The following is a 15,975-nucleotide window of genomic DNA, read 5'->3' as shown; positions in this document are numbered from 1 at the left end:
AGTCCTTATGTAGCGAGCTTTTGTACTTTTTCAGGAAGCCCTAAGTAAAATCTATGCGTTTAATATTCACATCTAGTTTTAATCGGTTTCAAACGATTAATGCCACACAAGCTTGGTCATTATTTCTCACAGTTTGCAAAAAAGATGATTCACTTGGGAAAAATCCGATGATTGGAAAATATTTAACAGTCGCAATTTTAGGCGCAATCATCGCCCAAATATTAGAAGCGATTTTGATAGCAGCCTAAAAACTATTAAAAGAGTCTGCACTTCGTGCAGACTCTTTTAATAGGGTTCGTGGTGTTGAGAAAACTTAGACAGCTTCTAAATCTTTTTCACCAGTACGGATACGGATAATTCGCTCTACAGGAGATACGAAAATCTTACCATCGCCAATTTCACCAGTTCGGGCGGCAGTAATAACCTTATCTACCACCATATCAACTTGATCATCTTCGATGACAATCTCGATTTTGAGCTTTTGTAAAAACTCAACCGTGTACTCAGAGCCGCGATAGCGCTCTGTTTGCCCTTTTTGACGACCAAAGCCACGTACTTCTGATACCGTCATACCGACTACGCCAGCATTTACCAGAGCAATTTTGACTTCGTCAAGCTTAAATGGACGAATGATTGCTTCAACCTTTTTCAAATTAACTCCTCCACTGATTCTTGAACTTTAATACACTTGAATAGCTACTCAAATTTGTAGCCTAGCATACTTTTTAGAATTGTCATTCAGATTGGCGTTAGGATTGACGTTGCCACAGCCACCAACGAATTACCAATTTCTCTAATTCTATCCAAACAAACATCAATGCACTAAAACCAAAGCAAACAGCTAACTCCTCTGGTCTGAGTATATGTGTGCCAAAAAAGCGACGGAATGGCTCTACATAAATCAGCACCAGTTGTAAAACCGTAGTCATAATCACTGATCCCCAGACATAGAGATTAGTTCGCGGATCGAGTTCGATCGTCAGCTGGGTGTTAGAACGAATGGCGATCGCATGCCCCATTTGCGCTAAACAAAGGGTGGTAAATACCATCGTTGCCCAACGTTCTTTGTTATAGATGTCATCAAAGTGCGTGTTGGTATAACCATTTGCCCAAACCATGAGAGCGATCGTGATAATCGCCAAGATAATCCCGATTCTGACCATGTATGCTCCCATTCCTCTAGCAAAAATATTTTCACGGGGATCAACAGGAGGTCTTTGCATAACATTGGGTTCAGCAGGCTCAACGGCAAGAGCAAGCGCAGGCAAGCCATCGGTGACAAGATTCATCCATAAAATCTGGAGAGGAATCAAAGGCACAGTTAAGCCCAGCATCGGAGCCGCTGCAATCGTGATGACTTCCCCGATGTTACTACCGAGAATGTATTTAATAAAGCGGCGAATATTTGTATAAACTACGCGACCTTCCTCAGTAGCAGCGACAATCGTGGCAAAGTTATCATCCAACAAGATCATGTCACTAGCTTCTTTGGATACATCAGTACCAGTGATCCCCATGGCGATCCCGATATCGGCTTGCTTGAGTGCGGGCGCATCATTCACACCATCACCTGTCATTGCTACAAATTGATGCTGTCTTTGTAAAGATTGGACAATCCGCAGTTTATGTTCAGGGGAGACGCGAGCATAAACACTAACCTGAGTTACTTCTTGATCTAGATCTTTAGGACTCATGAGTTCCAGCTCTTTGCCTGTGAGCACTCGATCTCCTGATTCAGCAATGCCTAAGTCTTCTGCGATCGCCTTGGCGGTGAGTTGGTGATCGCCTGTAATCATCACAGGGCGGATACCTGCTTCACGACAACGCTTCACAGCTTCACGAACTTCTGGGCGTGGCGCATCAAGCATTCCCACTAAGCCAACCCAAACTAAATTGCTTTCATCTCTCTCGGTAATACCGTCTTCGGGTAAATACGAAAATGTGCGATAGGCAAAACCTAATACTCGCAAACCACGACTAGCGAGTTCGTTATTTTGAGCAAGAACATGTTGGCGTTGGAAATCAGCGATTTCATGGATTTGATCGCCAATTTGAATATGGGTACAGCATTCTAAAGTTAATTCAGGTGAACCTTTACAAAAGAGCACATTTCCGCCCTGCTCACCTTGGACTAGCACACTCATGCGTTTACGTTCAGAGGAGAAAGGAACCTCAAACACACGCGGCATTCGATGTTGCCATTCCGCTGCTTCACAGCCGCCCTTGCTTGCCAGAACGAGCAAAGCACCTTCGGTAGGATCGCCGATGATGATCCATTCACCATTTTTTTGCTGCAAGATCGCATCGTTGCAAAATACACAAGCCATCAACAATTGCTGAACTTCAGGAATGTTATTCACTGCAAAATTAGAATCTTCAGGTGAATTTCCTAATATATTAAATTCACCAATCGGCGCATATCCATCGCCCGTAACTTGCAAAGAATGGAGTCCTGTGCGAATCCCCTGCACCACCATTTTGTTCTGAGTGAGCGTACCTGTTTTGTCAGAGCAAATCGTAGTTACAGAACCAAGGGTCTCAACGGCTGGTAAACGACGAATTAAAGCGTTTCTTCTAACCATGCGTTGGGTTCCCAACGCGAGGGTGACCGTAACTACCGCAGGAAGTCCTTCAGGAACAACGGCAACCGCCATACTTAGGGAGGTTTCGAGGAGTTCGCCAAAGTTACCTTTATTGAGCATTCCCACTAGAACAACTAGACCCACCAATGCTAAGGAACCGCTTACCAACACATTGCCTAGCTGCGTCATCCGTTGTTGCAGGGGAGTATCTTCAGTCTCAACATTTTGAATTAGAGCAGCGATTTTCCCTAATTCAGTCTGCATTCCTGTCTTAGTAACTAGTACCTTGGCTCGTCCCTGTACCACCTCAGTACCCTGATAGACACAATTTAGGCGATCGCCTAAACTAGCATCTTCTTCCAGAATTAATTTCGCTTCTTTATTAACGGCTTCGGCTTCCCCTGTAAGCGCCGATTCTCGCACTTGTAAATTTTGTTCATCTAGTAATCTGCCATCAGCGGCGATTTGCACCCCTGCTTCTAAGAGCATGATGTCGCCAGGTACAAGTTCTTTGCCACTGATTTCGATTACTTCACCATTGCGAATTACCCGCACTTTTGGTGAAGACATGCGCTTCAAAGCTGCGAGAGCTTTTTCGGCATTGGTTTCTTGCATATAGCCGAGAATGCCATTTAGTAGGACAATTGAAAAGATAGCAACTGCATCTTTAGGAAATTCTGGCACTGGTTTATTTATTGCCAGAAAGGCTGAGACCACAGCAACTGCCATCAGCATGATCAGCATGATATTTGTGAACTGATCGACAAAGATTTTCAGCGAAGATCGCCCAGCTTTTTCAATTAGTTCATTGGCTCCATAGCGCTCCAATCTATCCGTCACTTCTCGGCTAGTGATACCTTGATTAGGATCACTTTGCAGCAATTCTAGAGATTCATCAGCACTTAAGGTATGCCAGCGAGCTACGGGAGGGGCAGGAGTAAGATCTTTTGTCTCAATTGCCATCGATATTTTTAGGTAAACGGTTATGACTATAGTACTAAAAAATAGTAATTGTTGCTTTAAAGAATCTTGAAGCCAGCAAGCCCCATTATGTAGTTTGCAGCGCTATCATCGCTAAAACCACATAATTAATACCAATTCTCAAAAATGGCGTTGCTATTTTGAGAATTTAAAACCCTTGCTCAGTTTCATTTTCAATCCCCGAAAGTGTAGTCACACTTTCGGGGATTGATATACAGCAATTTGCTTTCAACCCCGCCACAAATAAGAATATAAAACCCATTGCGGGGCTTTACCCTGCGACCCTTCTTGTGGCGGGTTTGATCGAACACTGATATAAGTCATATCGAGAGAATTGGAGTGATAGCGAATTGCGATACAATTGCATGATGATTAACAATCCATTTTTGCCCCAGAGATTGTTGGGCAGACAAACAGAATTAGAGCAGATTAGTCAAATTTTGTTAGATGATGGTGATTTGCTGATCGCAGGGGTAGCAGGAAGTGGGCGCAGAACTTTAGTCAAATGGGCTGCCCAAAAAGCTGGAGCCAGAGTGATTACTTTGGATTGTTTGCGAGCCACCGATGGCGATCGCTTTTTAAAACTACTAGCCGAAAGTTTGCTCAATACCTTTGATAGTTCCGAAGAACTGATCAAATTGCAAAGTTTACTCAAGGAGCAACCCATTAGCTTTGAGCTAACGGAACAATCTAAACCTCGGATATTTTGGAAACTCTCCTCCACAGGAATCTGGAATTTATTTGAGAAATTGCTAAGCTTGCCGCAGCAGATGGCAGAATGGCTCGATTGTCGGGTGGCGATCGTGTTGCATAACTTCCCTCATATTCGCTCATGGGATCGCAAAGGTGAATGGGAAGAATATTTGCGCCGCGAAATTCAACTGCAAAGTCGGGTGAGTTATATCTTGATCGCCACAGTCCCCGAACCTTGGATGCATAAGCTGAGTCTGCATGTGGTCGAACTTCCGCCTCTAAGCAATGCTGAGCTTTGCGAATGGCTGGAACCAACGATGCAGGAAAAAGGCTTGAAGTTCGATCCGCAAACTACTGCATTACAGCTATTTATAGAATACATTCAAGGAAATCTTAGCGATGCGATCGCCTTAACTAGACGCATCTGGCTTGACTATCTTACCCAAACAAATTCTCAATCCAAATTTCTGGTTCAACCGCATCATGTCCATCAAAACATGTTGGCGCTAGTTGAAGATCTTGCTCCTACCTTTGAGTCTTTAATCATGCTATTGCCACCAACTCAGGTGCGGGTATTAGAGAGCTTAGCGATCGATCCCACTGTTAGTCCACACAGTCGTGAATACATCCAAAGACACCAACTTTCTAAAGGGGGGAGCTTACAAGGTGCGCTGGATAGTTTGGAACAAAAGGGACTAGTTTATAGTGCAAAATATGGATATCGAATTGCGCTGCCCACCTTGCAGTTTTGGCTGAAGCAGCGCTTAGGATAAGCAATGCAAAACATTCACAGGCTACCTATAGAAGTTGTGCATCTAATCGCCGCTGGTGAAGTGATTGATTCGCTGGCGGCGGTAGTAAGAGAACTTGCTGAGAATGCGATCGATGCCCAAGCGACGCGGATCGTAATTTCGATATGGACAGATTCTCTCTCGGTGCAGGTGAGTGACAATGGCTGTGGCATGGCGATCGCTGATTTATCCCAAGCCGCAACTCCGCATACAACCAGCAAAATCAATAATGCTGAAGATCTGCAACAAATAAATAGTTTAGGATTTCGCGGTGAAGCGCTCTATAGTCTTGCCCAGCTTGCAGATTTGAATATTTGCAGTCGTCCAGTCATAGAGCCAGTGGGCTATCAAGCTAATTACGACGAGCATGGTAATTTGCAAACTAGCCCGAAAGTGGTGGCGATCGCATCAGGAACAGTCGTTACAGTTCGCAATCTCTTTTCTCGGTATCCAAATCGCTTGCAATCTTTGCCCAGCAATTCACAGCAAGTTCGCAAGGTGCAATTACAGATTCAACAAATAGCGATCGCAAATCCTCAAATTAACTGGCAAGTTAATCTCGACAATCGAGAATGGACTACGATTTGGGCTGGAGAGAATGCTAGCGAAATTTTGCCGCAAATTATTAATTCGATTCAACCTTATGATTTGGTATATAAAGAGTTTGCCCTCACCCCCAGCCCCTCTCCCGCAGGAGAGGGGAGCAATATCTCAATCACCCTTGGACTACCCGATCGCCTATCGCGTCGTCGTCCTGATTGGGTAAAAATCGTTCTCAATGGGCGGATGATTAATTTCCCTGAATTAGAGCAAACTATTCTCTCCAGTCTAGAGCGAACATTACCTCGCAATCGTTTTCCAGTTTGCATTGTGAGCTTAGACCTATCATGCGATCGCATCGACTGGAATCGTCATCCTGCCAAGGCTGAGGCATATATTCAAAATCTAGGAGATATCCAAACTCAGTTAAAAGATTGCATTATAGAAGCTCTCAAAGTTCCTGAATCAAGTTCTCAAATTAATTACGGTAGCGCTACTAATGATCTCCTAAAAACTGCCGAGCGCAAAACTTCTTATCTAATTCCTGCTAAGCATGAAAACTTCAATCAGCCAAATTCATCGTTGAAGGCGATCGCACAGGTTCTCGACACTTACATTTTGGCGGAGCACGCAGGTGGTTTATGGCTTGTAGAGCAGCATGTTGCCCATGAGCGTGTTCTCTTTGAGCAAATCGAAACTCAGTGGCAAATCGTAGCTATTGAGCAACCGATTTTATTGAAGCAACTTTCTGCCGACGAGATTGAGCGTTTGCAAGCACTAGGTTTAGAAATAGAAGCTTTTGGTAATAACCTATGGGCTGTGCGATCGCTGCCTGAAATTTTAATTGGGCATGAAGATTGTGCTGTGATTTTGCAAGAGATGAGTCAGCAGGATGATCCCACTATGGCAAGGGCAACGGCTGCCTGTCGTAGTGCAATTCGCAATGGCACAAAGTTAGAGATGTCCACAATTCGCGATCTGCTCTGGCAATGGCAACAAACCCGCAATCCTCATACTTGTCCGCATGGTCGCCCTATTTGTCTTGCGATCGACGAGTCAGATTTAGCAAGATTTTTCCGCCGTAATTGGATCATCTCGAAGTAATTTGTTGAAGTGCTTTTTTAGGACGACCGCCTTTTTTGCCATTATTACGAGATGATTCTGCTTTAGTAGGAGAAGTAGCTTGTCCACCTTTTCGTCCTAGTTCTGACATCCAAGATTTCGTGCCAAAGATACCTGCAACTAGTCCAACAATGTCAAAATCTACATCTAATCTCTCCCAATGAACACTACTACCTGATCCGTCAAGCCACACATCACTAAGATCTTCGGGAGTGGCTTCCCCCAGTCCTTGAACCAAGTTAGGTGGAAAGCTTAAGAAAGCTCCATTTCTAAGGGCAATTACTATCAAGCCAGAGATTTGGTCAAATCTGACAGATGCAGCCCTGGGTTCTGTTGCGTCTGCTTTTTTAGATGCCACTTTTGCCTTTGCGATTTGAACGTCTAGTTCCTCCTCGCTGATTAGACTCCAATTTTTGAACGCCATGTATTTCGTTCCACTTTTTCAATAAAATTTCTTGATTTGCTGCAACAAGCCTCCAAGCCACTTTGATATCTTCATTTCGCATATCAGGATCGACTTTTACTATCGATGGCGGCTCATTTTCATTACCAATGTTTATTTTGACACTATGTCTATTCGTATCATTCTTTCTTCCCTTGAACACATGAACATGGGCAGGAATATGGTCGTTAGTGTAGATGTATAAGTATAGATTCTGACTTTCGTCTTTCAGAATTAGCACGATATATTAATCCCATTTTTTTACTTTTCTTTGTAAGTTCATCCTATTTTCTTAAATTCTCTCAATTATAGACCCATACTAACCTAACGTTTAGGTTTTGTCGAGTAGTACAATCATCTAATTTTAAAATATGAAAAACAAAGTTTTTATAGTTGGTGCTGGGATTGGAAGCGTGAAGTTTTTGACGGTTCGTGCTAGGGATTTGATTAGTGATGCGGAGGTAATTATTAGTGATGCGCTGGTCGATCGCACTTTATTAGATCTCGCTCCAGAGAAATGCGATCGCCTGATTGCGGGTAAACGTGGCGGACAGGAAAGCATCAAGCAAGCCGAAATCAATCAAATGTTGGTGGAGTATTGCTTGCAAGGTAAGCGCGTGGTCAGGCTCAAGAGTGGTGATCCTTGGATATTTGGTCGATCGCTACCTGAGATACTCGCTTTACAAGCAGCTAATTGTGAATGGGAAGTCGTTGCAGGAATTTCTAGTGCGATCGCGGCTCCCATGTTGGCAGGGATTCCGCTTACGGAAGTGGAGGCGAGTTCTTGTTTTGCGGTGATGACGGGGCATGATTTGGATCGATTGCCTTGGGAAGCGATCGCCCAAATTCCCACGCTGGTAATTTTGATGGGGACGAATAATCTGGAGGGATTATTGGCAAAACTGCAACAGGGAAAGTCTGGGGATACAAAAATTGCGATCGTGCGTTGGTGTGGAAGAGCCGATCAACAAGTATGGACAGGAACTCTAAACAATATTCAATCGAAATTACCTGAAGGCTCGCTATCGCCATCGGTGATTATTATTGGGGAAGTCGTAAAGTTTCATGAGCAATTGTCGCGTCAAGGCAATCAATCGTTGGAAAATTTTGAGCAAAGCGTAGATCTCGAAAAGGAAAAATTAGCGTTGCAAGGCAAAACGATTTTAGTGACAAGAGCGGCAGGTCAAGCAAGCCAATTTACGGACTTATTGACCAGTCAAGGCGCAAAGATAATCGAGATGCCAACTTTGGCAATTTTGCCGCCAACTAGTTGGGAAATTCTGGATCAGGCGATCGCCGATCTTGCTCAATACGATTGGCTAATTTTGACCTCCGCAAATGCCGTTGAGAGCTTTTTTGGGCGCTTGCGAGAGGCTGGGCAAGATAGCCGTGCTTTGCATTCGTTGAAAATTGCTGTAGTTGGGCGCAAGACAGCAGAAGTTTTAGCTAATTATGGGATTTCTCCAGATTTAGTACCGACGGATTTTGTTGCCGATGCTTTAGTGGATGCCTTTCTTGCCATTCCCGATCATGCTTTAACTGACAAAAAAATGTTATTTCCGCGCGTGGAGTCGGGCGGACGTGAGATTTTGGTGGAGCAGTTACAGCATCATGGGGCAATAGTTGACGCAATCGCGGCTTATGAGTCGGGATGTCCTAAGGCGATCGATCCTGTCGCGCTAGAAGCTATTCAAAATCAGAGACTTGATGCGATCGCCTTTGCTAGCTCCAAAACCGTAAAGCATTTTTGTAAATTACTTGATCGCGTCGAGTCTCAAGAAACTTGGCGATCGTGGATTGCTGAGGTAAAAATCGCTTCAATTGGCCCCCAAACGTCTAAGACTTGCTACGAGTTATTAGGGCGTGTGGATTGCGAAGCTTTGGAATACACCTTAGATGGGCTTGCTGAGGCGATCGGCAAAAGTTTTTAAACCCCAAAAATGGAGTTGCGGCGCGAAGCGCCGCAACTCCATTTTTGGGGTTGACTTTGTCCCCAAATTACAAAAACAAACAATTCCTGACATTTACTTGTTTTTTCCATACAATAGAAATATATAAGGCTCTTTGAAAACTGTAATTTATACCTCAAATCACAAGGCATAGATTGCAGAAAACCCTCGAAATCAGATTTTTTACGAATGTAAAAGAGCCAATTGGTGAGCTTAATAGCATTTTTATTGAGGCTTAATTGTATGGAACTTGTTGCTTATCTCCACAGTGAAGTGCTTTGTGAACGCCTACAACAAGGCGAATCAATTGATCAGAATTTAGATTGTCAATTGCTTGACTCGATCGCCCAGTCTTCACGTCATGCCAAGTCAGTCTTGTGTGTTGGACTAGCTGCGGGTGCGATCGCCATCAATGCTATGCCAATTGTGGCTTTTGCTTACACACCCGAAGTAGCAAGCATTCAACAACTATTAGCCAGACGGGGCTTTAACCCAGGAGCGATCGATGGTGTTAAGGGTGCGGCTACTACAGAAGCAATTATTGCCGCACAAACGTTTTACAAATTAAATGCTGATGGCGCGATCGGATCGCAAACCATGGCAGCTTTGGAAGCAGATACTTACGAAGCTAATGTTTCTGTCGAAGATACACCCGTCAAAGTCACACCTGTTGCAAATAGTGACAACAAATCAGACTCAATCAAAAATTTGCAACAGTTGCTAAGCGATCGCGGCTTTTATGGCGGTGCGATCGATGGGATCTCAGGACCAATGACCCAAGAGGCAATTATTCTGGCTCAAAAAACCTACGGCTTAGTTGCGGATGGTGTTGCAGGCTCTCTAACTATTGCTGCGCTAGAGGCTGGTAGTAATTATGTCCCAAAGACCAATGTCGCTATTACTAAATCAGACTCAATCAAAAATTTGCAGCAATTGCTAGGCGATCGCGGCTTTTATGGCGGTGCGATCGATGGGATCAGTGGACCAATGACCCAAGAAGCAATTATTCTCGCTCAAAAAACCTACGGCTTAGTTGCGGATGGTGTTGCAGGTTCTCTAACCATTGCGGCTCTAGAATCTGGTAGCAATGTTGTGCCAATTAGTTATAAAGAGGCTGCTAGTCAAGAAAGCACGAGCAATGTTGCCGATAACTCCATTAAAAAAGGGCAAACCCTTTTAAGCAATCTAGGCTTGTACGATGGGGCGATCGATGGCATTCAAGGCTCAAAGACTACCGCCGCCATTAAAAAAGCTCAGGCATTGTATGGATTACCTGTTGATGGAGTCCTGAATTCAGCAACTCTAGCCTCATTGCAATCTTAGAAAATGAGGAGTCATACTAAGCATGACTCCTCATTTCTATGGATAATAAAAACGCCAAGCGCTTTTATTATGATTAATTTATGAATGCTGTTATTGATCTAGATATCCCCAAAATGGCGATCGCAACTGGAATGGTAGCGATCGCTATTAGTTTATCGGCTTGGCAAAAATTAGCGATCGCCAAGAATTTATTAATCGCCACCTTTCGCAGCATTATTCAATTAATCGTAGTGGGATTTCTACTGGATGCGGTATTTGAAATTAAGCAACCAGTCGTAATTTTATTCATCATTTTCTTGATGAGCCTAATGGCAGCCCGTGAAGCCAAAAATCGGGTGCGGGAAAAAGTACCTTACGTTTTGCCAATCATGTGGGTATCGGTCATCGTTGGCACGTTGGCAATTCTCGCTTACACCACATTTTTAGTTGTCCAGCCTGATACTTGGTATTCACCACAATATTTAATTCCCCTAGCAGGAATGATCTTAGGCAACTCGATGAATGGTGCAGCGATCGCCGCCGAGAGGTTTACCCAAGATTTAGTCAAGCGATCGCGAGAAATAGAAACACATTTATGTTTAGGCGCAACACCACAGCAGGCGATCGCGAATTACCAATCCGATGCGATTAGAGCCTCAATGATCCCCACGATTAACGTGATGATGGTGGCTGGAGTGGTTTCCTTACCAGGGATGATGACAGGACAAATTTTAGGCGGTGTTTCACCATTATTAGCAGTACGCTATCAATTAGTAATTTTATTTGCGATTACCACCGCTAATCTAATCACAGCTTTAATATTAACTAATCTTGTTAGCCGCCAATTTTTTACACCAGCCCAACAATTGAAATTGCCATAAAAACAAACTCGTAATTTTCATTTCAAACAAAGTAAAGGGGACAGTGCACAGGTCCTCTACTTTGTTCTTAGGTAATTAAACACTAATAGTTGATTGATTTAAATGCTTAAATTTACGACGGACAAAACGCAAGAAAGTTAGCCATCTTTGAGCAGGATAATCATAAAATGAGAAAATGTCACCGTAAGCAGCAAAAGCATTTTGATGATGTAACCAATGCCTTTCGGGCGTAGTGATAAACAATAAATCGCACCAAGATTTAAAAGGTTCTGGCGTTTTCCACTCAAGGATTGAAACATGTCGCCACACAACATGAAACTCACCTAACAACAAACCAATAATTGTACCAACAGCCGATAATTGCCACAGCCAAGGCGTGAATATGAAGTAAGGAACTGCTCCTAAAATGCCATCTAGCATGACGAGAGGATTTCTGGTCAAAACTGCATAGTGAAGAAAGCTGCGGTTTTTGCCATGATGCACGATGGAGTGAAACTTGCCAAACACATGTTCAGGAACATGATACAAAAACGTTGAAAAGAAGTCGCCTAGCAGAAGCAACAGCACTGTTGCTGTAATTGCCCTAATAAACTCTAAAGTAACTTCTAAAATAACTTCCAAAGTAAACCCTCACAACTTAATTCAAGCCTAAGAGATGAAGTTAAAGCTACGTTTATACCGAGGTTAAGAATCGATATGGGCTAAATAAATGTACTTGGATCGACCATAAATCGTTAAATTAATTTTTAAATCGACTTAACAAAACTTAAGATTGTGATGCAGCCGCTAAGCGATCGCTTAAGAAACGATACCAAGCTGCCGCAATATCAATATCAGTAAATCTAATGCTGGGCATCTCGCCAGTTTTTAGGACTAATTCCAAAGAAATCTTCTGGGCTTTCAAGGGAAATTCAGCATCTTTTTCATCAAAAAAATTGCTGTCAATCCGAAATCTGATCCTAGCAATATCTTGAAATGTAACTGTTTGAATATCAAGCGGAGCTTTGCGCGTCGGCTTTCCCCATGTGAGGCGATCGTCTTTTTGACCTAACACAGCATAAATATCATATTTATGTCGTTCAAACTGCTCCGCCCAACGTTTATATGACTCAATTTTTTGGTACTCATTCCAGCCAGACCAAGCCAGCCAGAAAAAAACTAGCAGCAGCGGCAACCACAATAATCCACGTTCCATAGATTAAAAATTTAGTTTTTTACTAGGCAAGCTTTACTTTGTTATCTCAGCAACGCTGTAATTACGAGTATGGAGGGGTTCGAACCCCCGACCCTCAGAACCGGAATCTGATGCTCTATCCAACTGAGCTACATACCCACACGATGCAATCATACCATAGCTTATCTCAAAGTAGAGGCGACGCAAAGCGCTGCTTCTAATCTGGGATTTATGTATTAAAAGAAAATCGCCTTACAGCTAATAAACTACCCAATACACCAATCACTGAGCCAAAACATACTAAAACCGCAGGCAACAGAAGCTGTACTCGTAAATCAGTAGTCAAACCTAAAGTTAACGACTTGATTAATTCTGGTTGATTGACGATCGCATCACCTAAAAGATTAGTACTTAGCATCAGCATCAAATAAGCAGTAACAGCACCCGTAACACCAAAAAACACACCTTGCAAGACAAACGGAAAATAAATCCATATCGCTGTTGCACCCACCAATTGCATTACTTCGATTTCGCGTCGTCGTGCCAACACAATCAGACGAATTGTCGTAGTAATGACCGCGATCGCAATCACAGTAAAAATTGCCACGATCGCCACACTGCTATTACTTAAAGCACGGCGTAATTGTCCAATTCGCTCCACAACTTCATTGGTATACCAAACCTCATTAATACCCTTTAAGCCAGAAATACGTTTGGCAACATCAGGCACGCGATCACTAGACACAGCCCTCACCTTAAACTCATCAACCAAAGGATTGCCCCCAAGCTGCTGCGTTGCTTGGGTAAGATCGTTTTTACCCAGATCCTTCATCAAATTTTGCCAAGCATCTTCTTTAGGAATTAACTTTGCAGCAGCTACACCGTCCACCAATAGTAAGCGCGGTTGCATCGACTCACCGACGACATTTTCGTCCAAGTAGACCGAAATTTCTAATTGACTGCCTAGCTGCCCCAATACATTTTCCAGTTGCCAAGAAATTTGTAGACTTGCCCCAAACAAAAACAACAACACCGCCACAGTACTAATAGCAGCCCAATTCATCCAGCCGCCACGCCGAAGTCCTAAAAAAGTCTCCCGTAGCAGATAGTCAATTTTAGTGAAGAAGCGAACGACGTTTTGTACCATAACTTTCAAGGTTTGCTGTTTGGGCAACGCCCAAACAGCAAACTAAAACTCAAATTGTGATTCACAGACTACTAGACGATGTAACCATTTTGCAAATGTAAAACAGGATGGTTAGCCGCTCTAACTAACTGCTCATCGTGAGTAGTCAAAAGCACTGTCACCCCAAACGAATTCAGCTTTTTCAAAATTTTAATTACTTGCCAAGCATTGTCAGGATCAAGATTGCCAGTTGGCTCATCGGCAAGTACAAGCGGCGGCGTATTAACGATCGCCCTCGCAATACTTGTCCGTTGTTGCTCTCCTCCAGAAAGTTCTTCAGGAAAGCAATCCGCCTTATGCATTAAGCCAACCATCTTCAGAGCAGGCTGAACACGACGCTGGATTTCTTTGTATGTATAGCCCTGAGCCATTAAGACAAAAGCAATATTCTCGGAAACAGTGCGACGCGGAACAAGTTTGTAATCTTGAAATACAATGCCAATTTTGCGGCGCAACATCGCCAGATTATTACCCTTTAATCCATTGAGGTTAAACCCATTCACAATTACATCGCCATCCGTGGCTTGTTCCGCACCATACAGTAACTTCAATAATGTGGATTTCCCCGATCCCGAATGACCTGTAATAAATTTAAAGTCACCTTTATAAACCTCAATGTTCACATCGCGTAACCCCACAGCGCCATTAGTATAGGTCTTGCGAACATTTTCTAATTTAACGATGACCGACTTTTGACCCTTAGTGGTATTTTCGTCAAAAGTTTGGGATGTGCTTGCTTCGATTGATGTTGGGTTTGGTTTTGTTGACAGTTTTAGCATGGGCGATCGCATGAATATTCTAAAAAATCTGAGCATAGTTAAGCCATGCCCGTTCTTTGTACTTGAGATTATACAGACCAAGTCAAGCGATCAACATCAGCTATTGTTGCCAACCTCAAATTCTAGCTGTTCCCAATTACGTTAGTCCAAGGAGTGTAAGGTGGAGCGAAGCGCCGCCTCACACTCCTTGGATTTTGATTTGTCCTAAATATAAGTGACTACCATAAAATCAATTCTGATGTGAAAAGCCCAAGAATTAGTTTTGATGAAAGTCATCGGTTAGCTTAATTTTGGCTGACTTTCGTCAAAACTGATTTTTACAATGAAAATTACTATCAAATTAGAGGAGATTTTCTCTAATTTTGGTGTAGCTATATGCTAAATTGTTGCGGATTTAAGAGCTAAATCTGACAAAAACTAGTAAGCTTTTATTTACTAACTAAGCTTCTAATTTATAAAAGCTCAAATAAATCGGCTAATCAAACTAAAAAATGCTTGCTATCATTGTCGTTTAGAATTTGAACTATCCTGTCAATGGTAGTGATGTAATCTCCCAAAAAACTAGCGAATCAAGCTAAATCTCTATTCACCAAAATAACTGAGGGGTTATCAGCAGTGGCAGCTCGCAAAATACTAGTAATTGACGATAGTCGCGTAATCCGTAATATGGTGCGTGACATGCTCCCGCCAGCAAACTTTGAGGTTCTAGAGGCAGCCGATGGCATCAAAGGACTGGAGATGATCCAGCAAGAAAAGCCTTGGATGATCATGCTAGATTTCTTATTACCTAAGATGAGTGGCTTTGAGGTTTATGAAGCTTTGCAGCAGAGTCAAGAACTAATCCGTATTCCTCTAGTTTTAATGTCTGGACGTAAGGAAGAAGTAACTAGTAAAATTGGAGAACCATTTGAAGATAAGTACTTTGTATTTATTGAAAAGCCATTTGAGCAAAAAGAACTGATCACGGCAATCAAAAGAGCGATGGTCCTCGCAGAAAAGCGCCCACGACCATCACTTATGCCTATAGCCCCAATAGTAAGTAGAGCTTCTACAGAGCATACAGATGAAGCCCTAGTTAAACGCGTTGAAGAACTAGAAGCTAAGCAGAAGTTACTAGAACAACAAATGGCTTCACAGCAAAAGCAATTCCAGCAGCTAGTGGACTTTATCAAGAAAAAAATAAAGTGAGAAGCACATCACAAACAATAGAGCGACACATCATATCCCCCCTCTGTTGTTTGATAAGTTTCATCAATTAAGTAGCTAGGTGCAAAATATAAAACCCCAAAACCTGTGGCGCACGCGCAGCGTGCGCCACAGGTTTTGACTCTCGGTTTTAATTATGCCTAGCTACTTAGAACAGAATCATTGATGCATAGAACCATCGGGCATGATTGTTCCAATCAATTTTGTATGCTCTAATTTGGCTAAACTAAGATCTGCTTTCAACAGGTTTGCGCCTTTTAGGTTAGCGTGGCTTAAATCGGCTCTCGTCAAAATTGCACCTCGCAAATCTACTTTTTCGAGATTAGCACTGCTCAGATCTGCCCAGC

General features: G+C 42.9%; 16 protein-coding genes and 1 tRNA gene (1 of these 17 running past the window's edge). 7 read left to right on the top strand and 10 right to left on the bottom strand.

Translation table 11 applies throughout. The features are described 5' to 3' along the window. Positions 1-53: 53 nt before the first annotated feature. Positions 54-248 carry a hypothetical protein gene (locus tag APA_RS18800; RefSeq protein WP_201323775.1) on the top strand — a complete coding sequence of 65 codons (195 nt, stop codon included), beginning with the start codon at positions 54-56 and terminating at the stop codon, positions 246-248. Between the two features lie 65 nt (positions 249-313). On the opposite strand, the gene APA_RS18795 is transcribed toward APA_RS18800, so the two are convergent. Together APA_RS18795 and APA_RS18790 are read right to left on the bottom strand one after the other, a co-directional pair. Further along, positions 314-652, bottom strand: coding sequence for a P-II family nitrogen regulator (locus tag APA_RS18795; RefSeq protein ID WP_094531885.1), 339 nt, complete (start codon positions 650-652; stop codon positions 314-316). A 97-nt stretch (positions 653-749) separates the two neighbouring features. Then, complete coding sequence (locus tag APA_RS18790) at positions 750-3,545, bottom strand: cation-translocating P-type ATPase (RefSeq protein WP_201323774.1); 2,796 nt, start codon at positions 3,543-3,545, stop codon at positions 750-752. A gap of 386 nt (positions 3,546-3,931) precedes the next feature. On the opposite strand from APA_RS18790, the gene APA_RS18785 reads away from it, so the two are divergent. Beyond that, positions 3,932-5,029, top strand: coding sequence for a helix-turn-helix domain-containing protein (locus APA_RS18785; RefSeq protein WP_201323779.1), 1,098 nt, complete (start codon positions 3,932-3,934; stop codon positions 5,027-5,029). A gap of 3 nt (positions 5,030-5,032) precedes the next feature. Continuing rightward, positions 5,033-6,691: a DNA mismatch repair endonuclease MutL gene (gene mutL / locus APA_RS18780; RefSeq protein WP_201323773.1), complete on the top strand. Its 1,659-nt coding sequence runs from the start codon at positions 5,033-5,035 to the stop codon at positions 6,689-6,691. On the opposite strand, the gene APA_RS18775 is transcribed toward mutL, so the two are convergent. After that, positions 6,678-7,133: a DUF2442 domain-containing protein gene (locus APA_RS18775; protein ID WP_201323772.1), complete on the bottom strand. Its 456-nt coding sequence runs from the start codon at positions 7,131-7,133 to the stop codon at positions 6,678-6,680. The two genes, mutL and APA_RS18775, sit on opposite strands and share 14 nt — an antisense overlap. After that, a complete protein-coding gene (locus tag APA_RS18770) occupies positions 7,057-7,392 on the bottom strand; it encodes a DUF4160 domain-containing protein (RefSeq protein WP_268962084.1) in 336 nt (111 codons plus the stop codon). Before APA_RS18770 ends, APA_RS18775 begins: the two co-directional genes overlap by 77 nt. A gap of 130 nt (positions 7,393-7,522) precedes the next feature. On the opposite strand from APA_RS18770, the gene cobA reads away from it, so the two are divergent. The 3 genes from cobA to fetB all read left to right on the top strand — a co-directional run bounded on the left by cobA (position 7,523) and on the right by fetB (position 11,283). Then, a complete protein-coding gene (gene cobA, locus APA_RS18765; RefSeq protein WP_201323771.1) occupies positions 7,523-9,082 on the top strand; it encodes a uroporphyrinogen-III C-methyltransferase in 1,560 nt (519 codons plus the stop codon). Between the two features lie 261 nt (positions 9,083-9,343). Then, a complete protein-coding gene (locus APA_RS25270) occupies positions 9,344-10,423 on the top strand; it encodes a peptidoglycan-binding protein (RefSeq protein WP_236579847.1) in 1,080 nt (359 codons plus the stop codon). Between the two features lie 80 nt (positions 10,424-10,503). Continuing rightward, complete coding sequence (gene fetB, locus APA_RS18745) at positions 10,504-11,283, top strand: iron export ABC transporter permease subunit FetB (protein WP_201323770.1); 780 nt, start codon at positions 10,504-10,506, stop codon at positions 11,281-11,283. 75 nt (positions 11,284-11,358) lie between these two features. On the opposite strand, the gene APA_RS18740 is transcribed toward fetB, so the two are convergent. From APA_RS18740 to ftsE, 5 genes are all read right to left on the bottom strand, one after another. Beyond that, positions 11,359-11,904, bottom strand: coding sequence for a sterol desaturase (locus APA_RS18740; RefSeq protein ID WP_201323769.1), 546 nt, complete (start codon positions 11,902-11,904; stop codon positions 11,359-11,361). A gap of 145 nt (positions 11,905-12,049) precedes the next feature. After that, on the bottom strand, positions 12,050-12,478 hold the full coding sequence (locus APA_RS18735) for a hypothetical protein (protein ID WP_201323768.1): 429 nt from the start codon (positions 12,476-12,478) through the stop codon (positions 12,050-12,052). 64 nt (positions 12,479-12,542) lie between these two features. Beyond that, positions 12,543-12,616: transfer RNA gene (locus APA_RS18730), tRNA-Arg, on the bottom strand. Between the two features lie 70 nt (positions 12,617-12,686). Then, positions 12,687-13,604, bottom strand: a complete 918-nt coding sequence (locus tag APA_RS18725) for an ABC transporter permease (RefSeq protein WP_201323767.1) — start codon at positions 13,602-13,604, stop codon at positions 12,687-12,689. A 71-nt stretch (positions 13,605-13,675) separates the two neighbouring features. Then, positions 13,676-14,458, bottom strand: coding sequence for a cell division ATP-binding protein FtsE (ftsE, locus tag APA_RS18720; protein WP_236579845.1), 783 nt, complete (start codon positions 14,456-14,458; stop codon positions 13,676-13,678). Positions 14,459-15,037: 579 nt separating this feature from the next. On the opposite strand from ftsE, the gene APA_RS18715 reads away from it, so the two are divergent. Further along, the gene (locus APA_RS18715; RefSeq protein ID WP_201323766.1) at positions 15,038-15,610 is read left to right on the top strand and encodes a PleD family two-component system response regulator; all 573 of its coding nucleotides are present in this window, start codon (positions 15,038-15,040) and stop codon (positions 15,608-15,610) included. 177 nt (positions 15,611-15,787) lie between these two features. On the opposite strand, the gene APA_RS18710 is transcribed toward APA_RS18715, so the two are convergent. After that, positions 15,788-15,975, bottom strand: partial view of a pentapeptide repeat-containing protein gene (locus APA_RS18710; RefSeq protein ID WP_201323765.1) — the 3' portion only. It continues 196 nt past the right edge of the window; 188 of the gene's 384 nt are visible here — the last part of the coding sequence; its start codon lies off the right edge, out of view — the gene reads right to left on this strand; the stop codon is at positions 15,788-15,790.

Origin of the sequence: Pseudanabaena sp. lw0831 (assembly GCF_016584665.1) — a bacterium.
GTDB lineage: Bacteria > Cyanobacteriota > Cyanobacteriia > Pseudanabaenales > Pseudanabaenaceae > Pseudanabaena.
Note: the sequence above shows the minus strand (reverse complement) of the source record. Positions and strands in the feature narration are given on the sequence as shown.

Excerpts from the sequence above, each read along its gene's own strand:
- APA_RS18785 (WP_201323779.1), top strand. The coding sequence starts at position 3,932 with ATGATTAACAATCCATTTTTGCCCCAGAGATTGTTGGGCAGACAAACA.
- APA_RS25270 (WP_236579847.1), top strand. The coding sequence starts at position 9,344 with ATGGAACTTGTTGCTTATCTCCACAGTGAAGTGCTTTGTGAACGCCTA.
- APA_RS18735 (WP_201323768.1), bottom strand. The coding sequence starts at position 12,478 with ATGGAACGTGGATTATTGTGGTTGCCGCTGCTGCTAGTTTTTTTCTGG.
- APA_RS18725 (WP_201323767.1), bottom strand. The coding sequence starts at position 13,604 with ATGGTACAAAACGTCGTTCGCTTCTTCACTAAAATTGACTATCTGCTA.
- mutL (WP_201323773.1), top strand. The coding sequence starts at position 5,033 with ATGCAAAACATTCACAGGCTACCTATAGAAGTTGTGCATCTAATCGCC.
- APA_RS18790 (WP_201323774.1), bottom strand. The coding sequence starts at position 3,545 with ATGGCAATTGAGACAAAAGATCTTACTCCTGCCCCTCCCGTAGCTCGC.
- APA_RS18800 (WP_201323775.1), top strand. The coding sequence starts at position 54 with ATGCGTTTAATATTCACATCTAGTTTTAATCGGTTTCAAACGATTAAT.
- cobA (WP_201323771.1), top strand. The coding sequence starts at position 7,523 with ATGAAAAACAAAGTTTTTATAGTTGGTGCTGGGATTGGAAGCGTGAAG.
- APA_RS18775 (WP_201323772.1), bottom strand. The coding sequence starts at position 7,133 with ATGGCGTTCAAAAATTGGAGTCTAATCAGCGAGGAGGAACTAGACGTT.
- ftsE (WP_236579845.1), bottom strand. The coding sequence starts at position 14,458 with ATGCTCAGATTTTTTAGAATATTCATGCGATCGCCCATGCTAAAACTG.
- fetB (WP_201323770.1), top strand. The coding sequence starts at position 10,504 with ATGAATGCTGTTATTGATCTAGATATCCCCAAAATGGCGATCGCAACT.